Raw genomic sequence first — 14,267 nt, 5'->3', positions numbered from 1 at the left:
TGACGAATGCCAGCAATACAACGGGCTGGAATTACTTTTCTTCCAGCTCGATGTTGATACCCAGCGAGCGGATTTCTTTCAACAATACGTTGAAGGATTCCGGCATGCCTGGTTCCATCTGATGATTGCCATCCACGATGTTTTTATACATCTTGGTACGGCCGTTCACGTCATCAGACTTAACGGTCAACATTTCTTGCAGGGTATAAGCTGCACCATAAGCTTCCAGCGCCCACACTTCCATCTCACCGAAGCGTTGACCACCGAACTGCGCCTTACCACCCAGCGGCTGCTGAGTAACCAGGCTATAAGAACCGGTGGAACGGGCATGCATCTTATCGTCAACCAAGTGGTTCAGTTTCAGCATGTACATGTAGCCCACTGTAACCTGACGCTCAAATTGCTCACCGGTACGTCCATCGTACAGGGTAATCTGACCGGAGGTAGGGATACCGCCCATCTGCAACAGTTCCTTGATTTCTTTCTCTTTTGCACCGTCAAATACTGGCGTTGCAATTGGCATACCTTTCTTCAGGTTTTCAGCCAGACGCATAACTTCTTCGTCTGAGAAAGTGCTCAGGTCGACTTTCTGACGCACATCGTCGCCCAGGTCATAGGCTTTCTGGATGAACTCACGCAGTTTGGTCACTTCTTCGTGCTGTTTGAGCATGGCGTTGATTTTCTCGCCGATACCTTTCGCAGCCATACCCAAGTGGGTTTCCAGAATCTGACCGATGTTCATACGTGAAGGTACGCCCAGCGGGTTCAGTACGATATCGACCGGCGTACCGTTCTCATCGTAAGGCATATCTTCGATCGGGTTGATCTTGGAGATAACACCTTTGTTCCCGTGACGACCTGCCATCTTGTCACCCGGTTGGATCTGACGTTTAACGGCCAGATAAACCTTAACGATTTTCAGCACGCCCGGTGCCAGATCATCGCCTTGAGTGATTTTACGGCGCTTAGCTTCAAGTTTTTTCTCAAACTCGTGCTTCAGCTCATCATACTGTTCTGCCAGCTGTTCCAACTGATTCTGTTTATCTTCATCAGTCAGACCCAGTTCCAACCAGCGCTCGCGCGGCAGTTTGTCCAGTTTGTCAGCTTCTACGCCGCCGGAAACCAGCACAGCGTGGATACGTGCAAACAGGCCCGCTTCCAGAATCTGCAATTCTTCAGTCAGGTCTTTCTTCGCCTGCTTCAGCTGCATTTCTTCGATTTCCAGCGCACGTTTGTCTTTTTCCACGCCATCGCGGGTAAAGACCTGTACGTCGATAATCGTACCGGAAACACCGTTTGGTACACGCAGAGAAGAGTCTTTAACGTCAGACGCTTTCTCACCGAAGATCGCACGCAGCAGTTTCTCTTCTGGCGTCAGCTGGGTTTCACCTTTCGGCGTTACCTTACCAACCAGAATGTCACCGCCGGTCACTTCAGCACCGATGTAAACGATGCCAGACTCATCCAGTTTGGAAAGTGCTGCTTCACCCACGTTCGGGATGTCCGCAGTAATTTCTTCAGGCCCTAACTTGGTGTCACGAGACACACAGGCCAGTTCCTGAATGTGAATGGTCGTAAAGCGATCTTCCTGAACCACACGCTCGGAAACGAGGATGGAGTCTTCGAAGTTGTAACCATTCCATGGCATGAATGCCACGCGCATGTTCTGACCCAGCGCCAGTTCACCCAGATCGGTGGACGGGCCATCTGCCAGAACGTCACCACGTTCTACCGGCTCACCCAGTGACACACACGGCATCTGGCTGATGCAGGTATTCTGGTTAGAACGGGTATATTTGGTCAGGTTATAGATGTCGATCCCGGCTTCGCCCGGATACATTTCATCGTCATTAACGCGGATTACAATACGAGAAGCATCGACGTACTGTACTGTACCACCACGTTTGGCTACGGCAGTTACACCGGAGTCAACCGCAACAGCGCGTTCCATACCGGTACCAACCAGCGGCTTATCAGCGCGCAGGGTCGGAACGGCCTGACGTTGCATGTTCGCACCCATCAGGGCACGGTTGGCGTCATCGTGTTCCAGGAACGGAATCAGGGATGCACCGACGGAAACCACCTGCTGTGTGGAAACGTCCATGTATTCAACCTGATCGCGGCTGAACAAGCTGGACTCGCCTTTGTTACGGCAGGTAACCAGTTCGTCGATGAAGCGGCCTTCTTCGTCCAAATTGGTGTTCGCCTGTGCGATAACGAAGTTACCTTCTTCAATCGCAGACAGGTAATGGATCTCATCCGTCACCACATTTTCACGCACACGACGATACGGGGTTTCAAGGAAACCGTATTCGTTCGTTTGCGCATAAACGGACAGGGAGTTGATCAGACCGATGTTCGGACCTTCCGGCGTTTCGATAGGACAAACGCGACCGTAGTGAGTCGGGTGTACGTCACGAACTTCAAAGCCAGCACGCTCACGCGTCAGACCGCCTGGGCCCAGTGCAGAGATACGACGTTTGTGCGTAATCTCGGACAGCGGGTTGTTCTGGTCCATAAACTGTGACAGCTGACTTGAACCGAAGAACTCTTTCACGGCAGCCGAAATCGGCTTGGCGTTGATCATGTCCTGTGGCATCAGCGTATCGAGGTCGCCCAAAGACAGACGCTCTTTTACAGCACGCTCTACACGCACCAGACCAACGCGGAATTGGTTTTCTGCCATTTCGCCGACGGAACGGATACGACGGTTGCCGAGGTGGTCGATATCATCCACTTCGCCTTTACCGTTACGGATATCAATGAGCTTCTTCATCACTTCGATGATGTCATCTTTGCTCAGGATACCGGAACCTTCGATCTCATCACGTAACAGAGAACGGTTGAACTTCATACGACCAACCGCAGACAGATCGTAGCGGTCTTCAGAGAAGAACAGGTTCTCAAACAGCGTTTCTGCTGCTTCACGCGTTGGTGGTTCACCAGGACGCATCATGCGATAGATTTCAACCAGCGCACTCAGACGATCGTTTGACGGATCGACGCGCACGGTTTCAGACATGTATGCACCATGATCAAGATCGTTGGTGAACAGTGTCTCAATACGTTTGTGACCAGACTGGCTCAGTTTAGCCAGCAGATCCAGCGACAGCTCCATGTTGGCTGCGCCGATCAGTTCACCGGTGCTCTCGTCGATATAATCTTTGGACAGTACTTTACCAGCGATATATTCAACAGGCACTTCAATGCGCTCAATACCGTCTTTCTCTAACTGACGGATATGACGCGCAGTAATGCGGCGACCTTTTTCGATATAAACTTTACCGTTCGCTTCAATATCAAACGATGCGGTTTCACCACGCAGACGCTCAGGAACCAGATCCATCTGCAATTTATTGCCATTGATTTCATAGACAATTTTATCGAAGAAAAGATCGAGAATCTGTTCGGTGGAATAACCCAGCGCGCGCAGGATAATGGTCGCAGGCAATTTGCGACGACGGTCGATACGGACAAACAGGTTATCCTTCGGATCAAACTCGAAATCCAGCCAGGAACCACGGTAAGGAATAATACGTGCGTTATACAGCACCTTACCTGAAGAGTGGGTTTTACCTTTGTCGCTATCGAAGAACACACCTGGACTACGGTGCAACTGAGACACGATTACGCGCTCAGTACCGTTGATCACGAAGGTACCGTTATCGGTCATGAGCGGAATCTCGCCCATGTAAACTTCTTGTTCTTTGATGTCTTTAACGGTGCCTTCAGGCGCTTCGCGCTCGTAGATCACCAGGCGCAGTTTTACGCGTAGCGGCGCAGAGAACGTCACACCACGGATCTGACATTCTTTAACGTCAAATACTGGCTCGCCCAAGCGATAGCTAACGTATTGCAGCTCTGAATTACCGCTATAGCTTTTTATAGGGAAAACAGAACGGAATGCAGCTTCCAAACCGTACTGACCTTCCGGGTCTTGCTCGATAAACTTCTGGAACGAGTCAAGTTGGATAGAAAGGAGATAAGGTATGTCCAAAACCTGTGGACGTTTACCAAAATCCTTACGAATGCGTTTTTTCTCGGTATAGGAGTAAACCATAGGGTTCCTCAGCTAGCTGACAAGTCGAACCACTCTGTCTGCCCTAACAAGGACAGTTCATGCAACACTATTTATGTTGGTCGGAAAATAGAGAACTTTCCGTAATACGTCTTTCTATTACTCTTAAACCATTTCGTTACTCTTGCTTAGGCATGGTGCCCATGCAGGAAAGCAGTATATTAAGTCGTCAATAGAAAAAAATATTGGGGGAAATCAATGGCTAAACAATGTGAAACCCCATTGATGCCCTACAGCGCAAAAAGGCTGGTGACTAAAAAGTCACCAGCCATCAGCCTAATAAATCAGGCTGCAACCTGAAAGGTTGGCTTATTTAACTTCAACTTCTGCGCCAGCTTCTTCCAGTGATTTTTTCAGTGCTTCAGCGTCATCTTTGCTCACGCCTTCTTTCATCACTGCTGGTGCAGACTCAACCAGATCTTTGGCTTCTTTCAGGCCCAGACCAGTTGCGCCGCGAACAGCTTTGATTACAGCAACTTTGTTAGCGCCGATAGCTTTCAGCACAACGTCGAACTCAGTTTTTTCTTCAGCAACTTCAGCTGGGCCAGCAGCAACAGCTACAGCAGCAGCAGCAGAAACACCGAATTTTTCTTCCATAGCAGAAACCAGCTCAACAACATCCATTACAGACATAGCTGCTACTGCTTCCAGAATTTGATCTTTAGTGATAGACATAACAATTGTTCCTAAGAATCAGAAATAGTTTATACGTTAGCAAGTACGGTAGAAAAAAAAGCGCTATTACGCAGCTTCTTTTGCATCGCGAACAGCAGCCAGAGTGCGGACCAGTTTGCCGGCAGCGGCTTCTTTCATGGTCGACATCAGACGTGCCAGTGCTTCTTCGTAAGTCGGCAGCGTTGCCAGACGGTCAATTTGAGCCGCCGGGATCAGCTCGCCTTCAAAGGCTGCAGCTTTGACCTCAAATTTTGCATTCGCTTTCGCGAACTCTTTGAACAGACGAGCAGCAGCGCCCGGGTGTTCCATAGAATATGCAATCAGGGTCGGACCAACAAACGTGTCTTTCAGGCATTCAAATTGAGTGCCTTCAACGACGCGGCGCAGCAGGGTGTTACGAACAACACGCATGTAAACGCCAGCTTCACGACCTGCTTTACGCAGTTCGGTCATTTTATCAACGGTAACGCCACGAGAATCCGCAACAACCGCAGACAGCGCACCTTTGGCTACTTCGCTGACTTCAGCAACAATCGCTTGTTTGTCTTGAAGATTTAATGCCATTAGCTTTTGCTCCTGGATATAGCCGGAGAAACTCTCCGGAACTCACTTCACTTATCGCCAAAATTAGAGATAAGCGTTGAAACACGGTGAGCAGAATCCAGTAAAAAATTATTCTTTATAAAAAAGAAAAACGTTATTTAGGCTCTGTCACCGTCTACGCAGGAGAATTAAGTTTCTTACGAAACACCTGCGGTCTTGGACGGAGGCCTGGATAGGCCAGGCTCCAACCGAAAAATTCTTGCGTTATTCCACTTGAGGAACAACGGGCGTAAAATTATAGGTAAATCTCACACCCGAGTAAAGCGGAACAAAAGCTATTAGTTCGCAGCAGCGTTCAGACCGCTCTGGTCGATGGCAACGCCAGCACCCATAGTGGTAGACAAGCTAACTTTCTTGATGAACACGCCTTTCGCCTGAGATGGTTTTGCTTTTTTCAGCGCAACCAGCAAAGATTCCAGGTTTTCTTTCAATTTGTTAGAATCGAAATCAACCTTACCGATAGTGGTATGGATGATGCCGTTCTTGTCGTTACGGTAACGAACCTGACCAGCTTTAGCATTATTAACTGCTTCAGCAACGTTAGGAGTCACAGTACCCACTTTCGGGTTTGGCATCAGGCCGCGTGGACCCAGAACCTGGCCCAATTGGCCAACAACGCGCATTGCATCTGGAGATGCAATAACAACGTCAAAGCCCATTTCGCCTTTCTTGATCAGGTCAGCCAGATCTTCCATGCCCACAAACTCAGCACCAGCAGCTTTAGCCGCTTCAGCGTTTGCGCCTTGGGTGAAGACTGCTACGCGAACAGAACGACCGGTACCATGAGGCAGAACGGTTGCGCCGCGAACGTTTTGGTCAGATTTACGTGCATCGATGCCGAGGTTAACAGCTACGTCTACACTTTCTACGAATTTAGCAGTGGCCAGCTCTTTGAGCAGAGCAACAGCTTCGTTGATGTCATACTGTTTAGTTACATCAACTTTGTCACGGATCACGCGCATGCGCTTGGTCAGCTTAGCCATTTATTAATCCTCCACTACCAGGCCCATGGAACGAGCAGTACCTGCGATAGAGCGCGCCATGGCGTCTACATCAGAACCAGTCATGTCCGCAGCTTTAGTTTCTGCGATTTCACGAACCTGAGCGCTCGTTACTTTACCTACTTTGTCTTTGTTCGGCTTGCCAGAACCAGACTTGATACCAGCCGCTTTCTTCAGCAGAACAGCTGCTGGAGGCGTTTTGGTAACGAAGGTGAAAGAACGGTCAGAATAAACGGTAATAACAACTGGAGTCGGCAGACCCTTCTCAAGGCTTTCAGTTTTAGCATTGAACGCCTTACAGAATTCCATGATGTTAACACCTTGCTGACCCAGAGCCGGACCTACCGGTGGGCTCGGGTTAGCCATACCAGCTGCAACTTGCAGCTTGACGTAGGCTTGTACTTTCTTGGCCATTTAACTTTCCTCGATTGGGTAATAGCGCCTAGTAAAAGGCTCCCCGTGGTTTGTATTACGTTTCAGACGCCGTTAAGGCCACTGAAAAACAAAAGGCGCGAAATTATAGGTTAATTTCGCGCCATAGGCAAGTCGCTATTTTCAGCAAGTCTTGTCAGGCAATTAGCCTTTTTCGACCTGAGCAAAGTCCAATTCAACAGGTGTCGCACGGCCAAATATAGAAACAGACACCTTCAGGCGGCTCTTCTCGTAGTCGACTTCTTCAACAACGCCATTAAAGTCGGCAAATGGACCATCGTTGACGCGAACCATTTCACCCGGTTCAAACAACGTTTTCGGACGAGGCTTGTCACCAACCTGCTGGAGACGATTCATAATCGCATCCACTTCTTTGTCACTGATTGGAGCAGGACGGTCAGATGTGCCGCCAATGAACCCCATAACACGAGGTACACTGCGCACAAGATGCCAACTCGCATCTTCCATAACCATCTGTACTAAAACATAACCAGGGAAAAACTTGCGTTCGCTCTTGCGACGTTGACCACCACGGATCTCAACTACTTCTTCAGTAGGAACCATGACTTCGCCAAAAAGCTCTTCCATATTATGGAGTTTGATGTGCTCGCGCAGAGACTGTGCTACGCGACCTTCAAAACCAGAAAACGCCTGAACGACGTACCAACGTTTTTTTGGAGCTTCAGACATCTTTTAGAACCTCAGGCCAGTGATAAACGATACCAGACGGACCAGAATACCATCCAGTCCCCACAAAATCAGTGACATCACGGCAGTAACCGCGGCAACGATTAACGTGGTGTGTAACGTTTCCTGACGAGTCGGCCAAATTACTTTGCGTACTTCAGTACGCGCTTCGCGAGCAAACGTTACGGTTGCTTTGCCTTTTGTGGTCAGCAGGGCCACACCACCGGCTGCGGCGATCAGGATAACAACAGCCAATGCACGCAGAGGAAGACTAAATTCGCGGTAATAATAATTGCCAACAATCGCAACGACCAGCAAGGCACCTACTACTAGCCACTTAATCACTTCCAGGCCACGCCCACTATCCTGAGCTTCGGTATTCGCACTCATAAACCAACCTGTCACAATGATTCAGACAAATAACTTTGCCCCGTAACCACGGAGCAACCAAACCGAAAGATGTTCTGTAAAACGAATAATTCGGTATTTACGCCGTATCTACAGAGCCTATCTCACCAATGATTATATCTCACAATCGCTGATGAGATAGGTTCTACCATGACAGCGTAGAAAAAGGGCATCAAATGATGCCCTTTTATCGCGTGTCGCGTCAAACGTTATCAGCGATTAAGCGATAACTTTAGCAACAACGCCCGCGCCTACTGTACGGCCGCCTTCACGGATTGCGAAACGCAAACCGTCATCCATCGCGATTGGGTGGATCAGGGTAACAACCATTTTGATGTTGTCGCCCGGCATAACCATCTCTACGCCTTCTGGCAGTTCGATGGTGCCCGTTACGTCAGTTGTACGGAAGTAGAACTGAGGACGGTAGCCTTTGAAGAACGGAGTATGACGGCCGCCTTCATCTTTGCTCAGGATATACACTTCTGATTCGAACTGGGTGTGCGGCTTGATTGAACCCGGCTTAGCCAGTACCTGACCACGCTCGATTTCTTCACGCTTGATACCACGCAGCAGAACACCAACGTTCTCGCCTGCACGACCTTCGTCCAGCAGTTTGCGGAACATTTCTACGCCAGTACAGGTAGATTTCGCAGTATCTTTGATACCAACGATTTCAACTTCTTCACCAACTTTAACGATACCGCGCTCTACACGACCGGTAACAACGGTACCACGACCGGAGATGGAGAATACGTCTTCGATTGGCAGCAGGAACGGCTTGTCAATCGCACGCTCTGGTTCTGGAATATAAGAATCCAGGTAGCCTGCCAGTTCGATGATTTTTGCTTCCCACTCAGCTTCGCCTTCCAGCGCTTTCAGAGCAGAACCACGAACCACTGGGGTGTCGTCGCCTGGGAAGTCGTACTGAGACAGCAGCTCACGTACTTCCATCTCAACCAGTTCCAGCAGCTCTTCGTCATCAACCATGTCACATTTGTTCAGGAACACGATGATGAAAGGAACGCCAACCTGACGACCCAGCAGGATGTGCTCACGGGTCTGAGGCATTGGGCCATCAGTCGCAGCAACAACCAGAATCGCGCCGTCCATCTGAGCAGCACCGGTGATCATGTTTTTCACATAGTCGGCGTGTCCTGGGCAGTCAACGTGCGCGTAGTGGCGAGACGGGGTATCGTATTCAACGTGAGAGGTGTTGATGGTGATACCACGTGCTTTTTCTTCCGGTGCGTTATCGATCTGGTCGAATGCACGCGCGTTACCACCGTAGGTTTTAGCCAGAACGGTAGTGATTGCAGCGGTCAGCGTTGTTTTACCATGGTCAACGTGGCCGATAGTACCGACGTTAACGTGCGGTTTTGTACGTTCAAATTTTTCTTTAGACATCGATTGTCCCTCTAAGACACGGATAAATCGGTGGTATCACCACATCAACCAAGCGATAGCTTGCTGAATTTATTCACAGAAAGAAAATCAGGAGGAGGAAAAGGAAGTGGTGCTGATAGGCAGATTCGAACTGCCGACCTCACCCTTACCAAGGGTGCGCTCTACCAACTGAGCTATATCAGCACATCTTGGAGCGGGCAGTGGGAATCGAACCCACATCATCAGCTTGGAAGGCTGAGGTAATAGCCATTATACGATGCCCGCATCCTGGAACTCGGCTACCTAATTTTTCTGTAGATTTTGAAGTCGGGGAATAAGATTTTATAGACCCCGCCTTCGTCGATCCGGCTTACTCTTGCTACCGTATCGAGTATCCTGTTGCCAGGATTGAATTTGGTGGTGGGGGAAGGATTCGAACCTTCGAAGTCTGTGACGGCAGATTTACAGTCTGCTCCCTTTGGCCGCTCGGGAACCCCACCTGATTGTGTACTTGATGGTGCCGGCTACCGGAATCGAACTGGTGACCTACTGATTACAAGTCAGTTGCTCTACCTACTGAGCTAAGCCGGCATCAAGTGCTGCGCATTCTAGGTAGACAGAACGCTTGATGCAACAAAAAAATTGCGTAAAATGCGCTATCGCTTAGATTTTATCCAAATCCGGCTATAAATCTAGAGTAACAGTAAGAATTAGCGCAAAGAACCACCAATTCCATCCAGTAAAGTAGAAGTTTCTCCATCAAATTTCCGCCTATGCCTCTTGCACCTAAAATACCGTTTTGCTCTTTAGAAGAGCACGCACTGCACTGACCGATGCTATTTTGCTCGCTTTTCTAAGGGCATGAACCTGGAATGCATTTTGCTTGGTTAGAAATAAATTTCTGTCGAAGAGGAAAAATACGATGAAAACCGTTCAACTCAATGCCGCAACCTTACCTGTCTATCGTGAGGAACTGGCTAGCCTACTGATAGATGCTGTAGAAAAAGGTGCTTCTGTTGGATACCACTCGCCACTGTCCCACAAAGAAGCCACAGAATATTTTCATAGTTTGCAAACATCCGTCGCCAGCGGTGAACGCATGTTATGGGTAGCGCGCGATGAGGAGGGTGTTGTCGGAAGCGTACAGCTTGAGTTATGTCAAAAACCAAATGGGAAAAACAGAGCTGAAATTCAAAAATTATTGGTTCACAGTCGCACAAGAAGAACAGGAATAGGCCGACTGCTCATTCAACTATTGGAACAGAGCGCGCTTTCACAACAGAGGGGTTTACTCTACTTAGATACTCAAGCAGGTTCCCCCGCAGAAGCGTTCTACCGTGCATTGGGCTATCGCCATCTGGGAGAATTACCAGACTATGCTTGCACACCCGATGGCTACTATCACCCAACGGCCATTTATTATAAGCGCCTCTTTGCCGTGAATGGTTTAGGTAAAGCCATCGCTAGTTAGCGAGCACCCGATGCGTAAACATAGCAGCATCGGGTACAGCACCGATTTTCTCTTCTTCTTTCTAGCAGCAAAGTGTTAACCTGCCCATTATCAAAAATTTATTACATAAGAGAAGGTGCCGCGATCATCGCGTTGGCTAAACTAATAGCCCGTTTTCTTCGCTGAGCTAAGAGTCCCTTTTCTTACCTGTTAAGCAGGCAGAACACGACTTATGAGCAATAGAGAGCAATCTTTGGCCACGCCATATCTACAATTTAACCGCAGCCAATGGGCCGCCTTGCGCGATTCCGTCCCGTTAACGCTGACAGAGGAAGAAATCGTTAAGCTCAAAGGGATTAACGAAGATCTTTCATTAGACGAAGTCGCGGAAATTTATCTGCCGCTATCTCGCCTGCTCAATTTCTATATCAGCTCTAATTTACGACGTCAGGCAGTGCTTGAGCAGTTCTTAGGAACTGATGGCCAAAAGATACCTTACATAATCGGTATTGCAGGCAGTGTCGCTGTAGGGAAAAGTACTACAGCTCGTGTGCTCCAGGCGTTATTAAGCCGCTGGCCGGAACACCGCAGTGTAGAACTGATTACAACCGATGGGTTTCTTCATCCAAATAAGGTGCTAAAAGAACGCGACTTGATGAAGAAAAAAGGCTTTCCGCAGTCATACGATATGCATAGCCTGGTTAAATTTGTTTCCGATATAAAATCAGGAACACATAAAGTCACCGCCCCAACTTATTCCCACCTGACATATGACATTGTCCCTAATAACAATAAAGTGTTGGAGCAACCTGACATTTTAATATTAGAAGGCTTAAATGTCTTACAAAGCGGAATGGATTATCCACATGATCCACATAGAGTTTTTGTTTCTGATTTTGTGGATTTCTCTATTTATGTGGATGCACCTGAAACACTGTTACAGACATGGTATATAAATAGATTTTTGAAATTCAGGCAGGGTGCATTCTCAAATCCAAATTCATACTTCCATAATTATGCAAAATTGACGGAAGAAGAAGCTGTCGGTATTGCATCTCAATTATGGAAGGAAATTAACGGACTTAATCTAAAAGAAAATATTCTCCCTACCCGAGAGAGAGCTAGTCTCATTATGACTAAAAGCGCTAACCATGCCGTTGAATGTGTTAGATTAAGAAAATGAATATGCAAAAGGGGGATATCTCCCCCTTTTTTATGCACCGCGCAGAGAAATTTCCCCACCAATATACGGTGTTATCAGACCATCGTTTTCTAATAACAATGCACCCTGGTGATCTATTCCTCGATCTATCCCATGTATTTCGCGATTACCGATAATCAAACGGACCGGGCGATTAAAATAGTTATCCAACTTTTCCCATCTGGAAATGAATGGTTCAAGACCTTGTAGTTCAAAGATAACCAAAGCACTTCTTAATTCAGAAATAAGAGTCGAAGCAAGAGTATTACGATTAATCTCTATACCTGCCTCTTGTAAATTTATCCAGCCTTGATTAATCGTATCTGGAGCAGGTTCTCTCATTTGTAAATTAATGCCTGCACCAATTACCAAATTAGCAGCATCTCCCGTTTTTCCGGTAAGTTCGACAAGAATGCCAGCCAACTTTCTATCTTTCAGATACAAATCATTCGGCCACTTGACTCGAACACCATCAGCACCAAGCTTATGTAGCACTTCGGCCATTACGATACCAATAACCAGACTCACCCCAACAGCCGCAGCGGGTCCCTGTTCTAGACGCCAATATAAGGATAAGTACAAATTCGCACCAAAGGGTGAAAACCATTGCCGCCCCCGACGACCACGCCCAGATTGCTGATACTCAGCAAGGCATGCATCACCGGATGACAGCGTATCCAATCGTTCTAAAATGTACTGATTCGTAGAATCAACGACAGGTAAAACCGTCACGCCACCTTCCGGTAGGTGCTTAAGAATGACTTCTTCATCTAATAACTGCATAGGCGCTGGCAAAGAATAGCCCTTACCCGTTACAGTAAAAACATCAATTCCCCAATCACGTATAGTTTGAATATGTTTATTAATCGCAGCTCGGCTCATCCCCATCATTTCGCCAAGTAGCTCACCGGAATAAAACTCACCATCAGAGAGGATTTTAATTAATTTAAGAGGAACCGTAATATCTTTCATGATAATACCTCGATGGCATTGACCTCTCCACACGCAGCAATAAAGCGAACTTCAGGCTCCAGCTGTATGGAGAATTTTTCCGCAACCTGATTGCGGACGTAACGAGCTAATTCAACAATATCTGAGCTTTTTGCATTATTCTTATTAATCAGAACTAATGCCTGTTTCTCGTGAACAGCTGCACCACCAAGCTGGAATCCTTTAAGCTGGCACTGATCAATTAACCACCCAGCGGCCAATTTAACGTTACCATCGGCTTGTAAATACTGAGGAGCATTCGGATACTCTCGTAAAATACGTTCGGCATGCTGTTGTGTAATTATTGGATTTTTGAAGAAGCTACCAGCATTACCTGTCACTACAGGATCTGGGAGTTTACTTCGACGCATATGACAGACAGAATCAAATACCTGCTGTGGCGTCACAGTTTCAGGATTCAGTTTTGCCAAATCGCCGTAGTTAAGTACTGGATGCCACTCTTTCTTTAAAAAAAGCCCTACAGCAGTAATCGCAAACCCAGAGCGGTATTGATGCTTAAATATACTTTCACGGTAACCGAACTGGCATTCCTCAGTGCTAAGACGCATGACCTTACCTTCAGTCAGATCCAGCAATTCCACATAATCACAGACATTTTGTAGTTCAATACCATACGCACCAATATTTTGTATCGGTGCAGACCCTACACATCCAGGAATTAGCGCTAGATTTTCTAACCCGGTAATACCGTATTTAAGCGTATATTCAACTAATTGATGCCAATTCTCACCTGCACCAATATGAAGATACCAGCCATCGCTCTCTTCTCGAACATCTATACCTTTGAGCCGATTTAGCAGAATAGTACCTAAAAAATCTTCCAGAAAAAGGACATTACTTCCTTCTCCTAGTAATAAAATGGGCTCTTGTGATACGCAGGCGACGCGCCATTCTTCGATCAATTTCTCTTGAGTATCCGCTACCGTAATGCGGGACGCAGACACAGATAATGAGAAAGAGTTATGAGACTTCAATGAAATAATGCTCGACACCATGCTGGAAATACCTACTAATTCAGATATCACATAGTCTACCTGATCTACGCAAGATACCGACTGTCTTTTACCACAGGTAAGGTATAAACAACATACACCAAAAATTTCCCATAGCAAAAAGCCCCTGTCTTTCGACAGAGGCTTTCCACTTGTTTGATGCCTGGCAGTTCCCTACTCTCACATGGGGAAGCCCCACACTACCATCGGCGCTACGGCGTTTCACTTCTGAGTTCGGCATGGGGTCAGGTGGGACCACCGCGCTATCGCCGCCAGGCAAATTCTGTTTCATTCCAACCGTTATACGTTGCTTACGCGCTCGCACAACCATCAGAACCAATCTTTG

The 14,267-nt window shown here is 47.5% G+C and carries 12 protein-coding genes, 4 tRNA genes and 1 rRNA gene; 2 read left to right on the top strand and 15 right to left on the bottom strand.

Translation table 11 applies throughout. The features are described from left to right. Nucleotides 1-31: 31 nt before the first annotated feature. The 12 genes from rpoB to BJJ97_RS06380 form a co-directional block, all read right to left on the bottom strand. Entirely contained in the window at nucleotides 32-4,060 is a 4,029-nt protein-coding gene (gene rpoB / locus BJJ97_RS06435; RefSeq protein WP_095701241.1) for a DNA-directed RNA polymerase subunit beta, read from the bottom strand. A gap of 327 nt (nucleotides 4,061-4,387) precedes the next feature. Beyond that, nucleotides 4,388-4,753, bottom strand: a complete 366-nt coding sequence (rplL, locus tag BJJ97_RS06430; RefSeq protein ID WP_005970331.1) for a 50S ribosomal protein L7/L12 — start codon at nucleotides 4,751-4,753, stop codon at nucleotides 4,388-4,390. Nucleotides 4,754-4,819: 66 nt separating this feature from the next. Beyond that, nucleotides 4,820-5,317: a 50S ribosomal protein L10 gene (gene rplJ, locus BJJ97_RS06425; protein WP_012772934.1), complete on the bottom strand. Its 498-nt coding sequence runs from the start codon at nucleotides 5,315-5,317 to the stop codon at nucleotides 4,820-4,822. 317 nt (nucleotides 5,318-5,634) lie between these two features. Then, nucleotides 5,635-6,339 carry a 50S ribosomal protein L1 gene (gene rplA / locus BJJ97_RS06420; protein ID WP_095701240.1) on the bottom strand — a complete coding sequence of 235 codons (705 nt, stop codon included), beginning with the start codon at nucleotides 6,337-6,339 and terminating at the stop codon, nucleotides 5,635-5,637. 3 nt (nucleotides 6,340-6,342) lie between these two features. After that, the gene (gene rplK / locus BJJ97_RS06415; protein WP_005970337.1) at nucleotides 6,343-6,771 is read right to left on the bottom strand and encodes a 50S ribosomal protein L11; all 429 of its coding nucleotides are present in this window, start codon (nucleotides 6,769-6,771) and stop codon (nucleotides 6,343-6,345) included. A gap of 162 nt (nucleotides 6,772-6,933) precedes the next feature. After that, entirely contained in the window at nucleotides 6,934-7,479 is a 546-nt protein-coding gene (gene nusG, locus BJJ97_RS06410) for a transcription termination/antitermination protein NusG (RefSeq protein WP_005970339.1), read from the bottom strand. Nucleotides 7,480-7,482: 3 nt separating this feature from the next. Beyond that, nucleotides 7,483-7,866, bottom strand: a complete 384-nt coding sequence (gene secE / locus BJJ97_RS06405) for a preprotein translocase subunit SecE (protein ID WP_095701239.1) — start codon at nucleotides 7,864-7,866, stop codon at nucleotides 7,483-7,485. A gap of 237 nt (nucleotides 7,867-8,103) precedes the next feature. After that, nucleotides 8,104-9,288: an elongation factor Tu gene (gene tuf / locus BJJ97_RS06400; RefSeq protein ID WP_095700750.1), complete on the bottom strand. Its 1,185-nt coding sequence runs from the start codon at nucleotides 9,286-9,288 to the stop codon at nucleotides 8,104-8,106. A gap of 107 nt (nucleotides 9,289-9,395) precedes the next feature. Beyond that, a tRNA-Thr gene (locus BJJ97_RS06395) sits at nucleotides 9,396-9,471 on the bottom strand. Nucleotides 9,472-9,477: 6 nt separating this feature from the next. Further along, nucleotides 9,478-9,552: transfer RNA gene (locus tag BJJ97_RS06390), tRNA-Gly, on the bottom strand. Nucleotides 9,553-9,682: 130 nt separating this feature from the next. After that, a tRNA-Tyr gene (locus tag BJJ97_RS06385) sits at nucleotides 9,683-9,767 on the bottom strand. Between the two features lie 15 nt (nucleotides 9,768-9,782). Beyond that, nucleotides 9,783-9,858, bottom strand: a tRNA-Thr gene (locus BJJ97_RS06380). 331 nt (nucleotides 9,859-10,189) lie between these two features. On the opposite strand from BJJ97_RS06380, the gene BJJ97_RS06375 reads away from it, so the two are divergent. After that, entirely contained in the window at nucleotides 10,190-10,738 is a 549-nt protein-coding gene (locus BJJ97_RS06375; protein WP_095993412.1) for a GNAT family N-acetyltransferase, read from the top strand. Nucleotides 10,739-10,949: 211 nt separating this feature from the next. After that, nucleotides 10,950-11,900 carry a type I pantothenate kinase gene (gene coaA, locus BJJ97_RS06370; RefSeq protein ID WP_012772929.1) on the top strand — a complete coding sequence of 317 codons (951 nt, stop codon included), beginning with the start codon at nucleotides 10,950-10,952 and terminating at the stop codon, nucleotides 11,898-11,900. A gap of 30 nt (nucleotides 11,901-11,930) precedes the next feature. On the opposite strand, the gene birA is transcribed toward coaA, so the two are convergent. The 3 genes from birA to rrf form a co-directional block, all read right to left on the bottom strand. Then, on the bottom strand, nucleotides 11,931-12,890 hold the full coding sequence (gene birA, locus BJJ97_RS06365; protein WP_095993411.1) for a bifunctional biotin--[acetyl-CoA-carboxylase] ligase/biotin operon repressor BirA: 960 nt from the start codon (nucleotides 12,888-12,890) through the stop codon (nucleotides 11,931-11,933). Next, nucleotides 12,887-13,924 carry a UDP-N-acetylmuramate dehydrogenase gene (gene murB, locus BJJ97_RS06360; protein WP_095993410.1) on the bottom strand — a complete coding sequence of 346 codons (1,038 nt, stop codon included), beginning with the start codon at nucleotides 13,922-13,924 and terminating at the stop codon, nucleotides 12,887-12,889. Before murB ends, birA begins: the two co-directional genes overlap by 4 nt. 158 nt (nucleotides 13,925-14,082) lie before the next feature. Next, nucleotides 14,083-14,198, bottom strand: a 5S ribosomal RNA gene (gene rrf, locus BJJ97_RS06355). Between the last annotated feature and the right edge of the window lie 69 nt (nucleotides 14,199-14,267).

Source organism: Pectobacterium polaris (assembly GCF_002307355.1).
In the GTDB taxonomy this organism is placed as follows: Bacteria; Pseudomonadota; Gammaproteobacteria; order Enterobacterales; family Enterobacteriaceae; genus Pectobacterium; species Pectobacterium polare.
The sequence above is the reverse complement of the archived record's forward strand: the minus strand, read 5'-3'. Positions and strand labels throughout refer to the sequence as shown.